This is a genomic window from Teichococcus deserti (assembly GCF_001982615.1).
GTDB lineage: Bacteria > Pseudomonadota > Alphaproteobacteria > Acetobacterales > Acetobacteraceae > Pseudoroseomonas > Pseudoroseomonas deserti.
The window spans coordinates 1-2,621 of the sequence record NZ_MLCO01000257.1 but is presented as its reverse complement, the minus strand read 5'-3'; the positions used below and the strand labels follow the sequence as shown (position 1 = coordinate 2,621).

Here is a 2,621-nt window from a genome sequence, read left to right as displayed (position 1 = left end):
GAAAGGTCATGGTCCGGGCCGGAGCAGGCGGGGCGAAGGCGCCTCAGCAGGCGCCGCGGCGGACCAGCACGGCGGGCACCGTCTTGGCCAGGATCACCAGGTCGAACCACAGCGAGAAACGCTCGACATAGCGCACGTCGAGGGCGATGCGCTCTGCATAGCTGGTGTCGCTGCGGCCGCTGATCTGCCACAGCCCGGTGATGCCCGGCCGCACCGCCAGGTAGTGCGAGGCATGCGGCCCGTAATGCTCGGTCAGCTCCGCCTGCACCACGGGGCGGGGGCCGACCAGGCTCATCTCGCCGCGCAGCACGTTGAACAGCTGCGGCAGCTCGTCCAGCGAGGTCGCGCGCAGCACCCGGCCCACGCGGGTGATGCGCGGATCGCGCTTCAGCTTGCGGCTGGTGCGCCAGAGCGCGGCGGCTTCCGGGTCCTCGGCCAGCAGCTTGGCCAGCGCGGCTTCCGCATCGGGCACCATGCTGCGGAATTTCAGGCAGCCGAAGCTGCGGCCGTCGCGGCCGACGCGGCGATGGCTGAAGAAGGCGCCCTTGCCGTCGCGCAGCACCAGCAGGGTGATGACCAGCATCACCGGCAGCAGCGCCAGCAGCAGGCCAGAGGCCAGCACGATATCGAGGCCACGCTTGCCGGCATGCTGCCAGGAGCGCGGCCTGGCCGCCTTGGGCGCCGCGGGGGCGGACATCCCTGCCAAGGGGAAATGGCCCTCGCCCCGGACGGGCGAGGTTTGAGCGGCCAGGCTGGCTTCCGTCATACGCTGAGCTCCCGGTCAGAGGCAGAGCCATCAAAAGCCGGCCGGGCTTCGGGGGAAGCCAGGCCGGCGCGGGAAATAATACTTGCGAAGACCCGAAGGCTGTCAATTGAAAACAAAGGACTTTTTGGTTCACACGAGAGGTAAACCACCGCCGAAACCGGGCTTACAAAGTATAAATTTTTACGCTCTGAGCAACAGAACCCGCAGGATTTGAATGCCGCGTGCTGCGCCGCAGCAGAGCGGTCGTTCTGAAGTTTGCGCGAGCAGGCCGAGCGTCGCCTTGGCCAGCCGGCGGCGCTGCCAGAATCGGCGCGGCCCGGCGCGCGGAATCGCCGTGCCGCACAGCGATCCAGCGAAAAGGGGATGCGTCGCCGCATCCCCTGGACCCGCGCGAGATTCGGACCGCCCGCCACGCTAGGCGGCCTGCAGCGGACGCGTCGCGGCGGCGAAGCGGCCGGCCAGCGCCTCCATGCCGGAAATGGCGGCCAGGCTGCCGGCCAGCGCCGCCAGCCGCGCCTGCAGCGCCGGCTCCTGCGCCGCGGCCGGGGCTTCCAGCGCCGGCAGCAGCGCCTCGGCGAACACGGTGATGATCGGCCGGAAGCGCAGCATCTGCGCCGTGTCCCCGGCCCATTCGGGGGCCGCGCCCCACCACAGGATCTCCAGCAGCCGGCGCGGGCAGAAGCCGGCCAGGCTGGCCGCCGCCACCTCGCGCACGGCCTCCAGCAGCGCGCGCTTGGCCAGGCAATCCTCCTGCGTCGTGGCCAGGCTCCCGCGCAGCCGGTCGAGCGCCGCCTGCAGCGCCGCCGGCGGGCAGGTGGCGACGCGGGCGCCGATCATGGTGCCGCTGCGGTCGGCGAATTGCGTCGGTGCCTCCAGCGCATTGATCAGCGGGTGGTAGTCGTGCCGCTCGCTCCAGTCGAACTGGCCGCGGAAGAAGCTTTCGTCATAGCCGCAGGGCACGCCCAGGAAGCGCAGCCCCACCGGCCTGCCGCTGGCGGCGATCTGGTGCAGGGCGAGCTCCAGCGTGTTCACCGGCCAGCCCAGGTCGACGGCGCTCCAGAAGCTGTCCGGCGCCTGCTGCCCGGCCAGCGCCAGCGCGTTCAGCAGCAGATGCGTCGCCTGCCGCAGGTTCTGCACGTTGAAGTGGCGGTCCGGCCCGTGCAGCCCGACCAGCCCGGTCGCGATGCCCTCGGCGATCTCCCTGGCCACGACGCCATTCTCGAGCACATGGGTGAAGCGGGTCATGGCGAAGAGCGTCGGCCCCTCGGCGCGGGCGGCGGCCATCCACTGCGCCTCGGCCAGCTTCTTCGACGCCGTGTAGACGTGGTCGGTCAGATAGGCATAGCACTTGCCGGTCGAGGAATAGACCGCCTGCGCCACCCCGGCGCGATGGCAGGCCTCGATGACGTTGCGGGTGCCGTAAACATTGGTCTCGATCGCCTCGCGCACCACGCGCTCGGCCATGCCGGGCTCGCGGATGCTGGCCAGGTGGAACACCACCTCGGGCCGGGTGGCGGCGAAGATGTCGGTCACCTCCTCCGGGTTGCGGATGTCGCCGCGCGCCCAGATGCCCTCGCCGCGATGCGGCACGCGGTCGAGATTGACCAGCGCCGCGGGCTCGAAGCCGGCGATCAGCCGCCGCAGCCGGGTGCCGACGCAGCCCGAGCCGCCGGTCACCAGCACGCGCCGGCCGCGCAGCCGCCGCGCCACCGCCTCGGCCTGCAGTTCGACGCTGCGCGACAGGGCGAGGGCCAGTGGATCCTCCTGCAGCCGGCCTTCGCCGCGCAGGGCGTCGGCCAGCGCGGCGGTGCCGGCCTGCAGCGCGGCGAGGGTGGCAGGGGGCAGAGGATCGGGG

The 2,621-nt window shown here is 71.5% G+C and carries 2 protein-coding genes; both read right to left on the bottom strand.

Annotation, left to right across the window (positions count from 1 at the left end; all coding sequences use genetic code 11):
• Nucleotides 1-43: 43 nt before the first annotated feature.
• The gene (locus BKE38_RS22850) at nt 44-766 is read right to left on the bottom strand and encodes a sugar transferase (protein WP_076959540.1); all 723 of its coding nucleotides are present in this window, start codon (nt 764-766) and stop codon (nt 44-46) included.
• A gap of 414 nt (nt 767-1,180) precedes the next feature.
• Nucleotides 1,181-2,621, bottom strand: a 1,441-nt coding sequence (locus BKE38_RS22845; protein WP_076959539.1) for a polysaccharide biosynthesis protein, incomplete at its 5' end; no start/stop codon positions are given.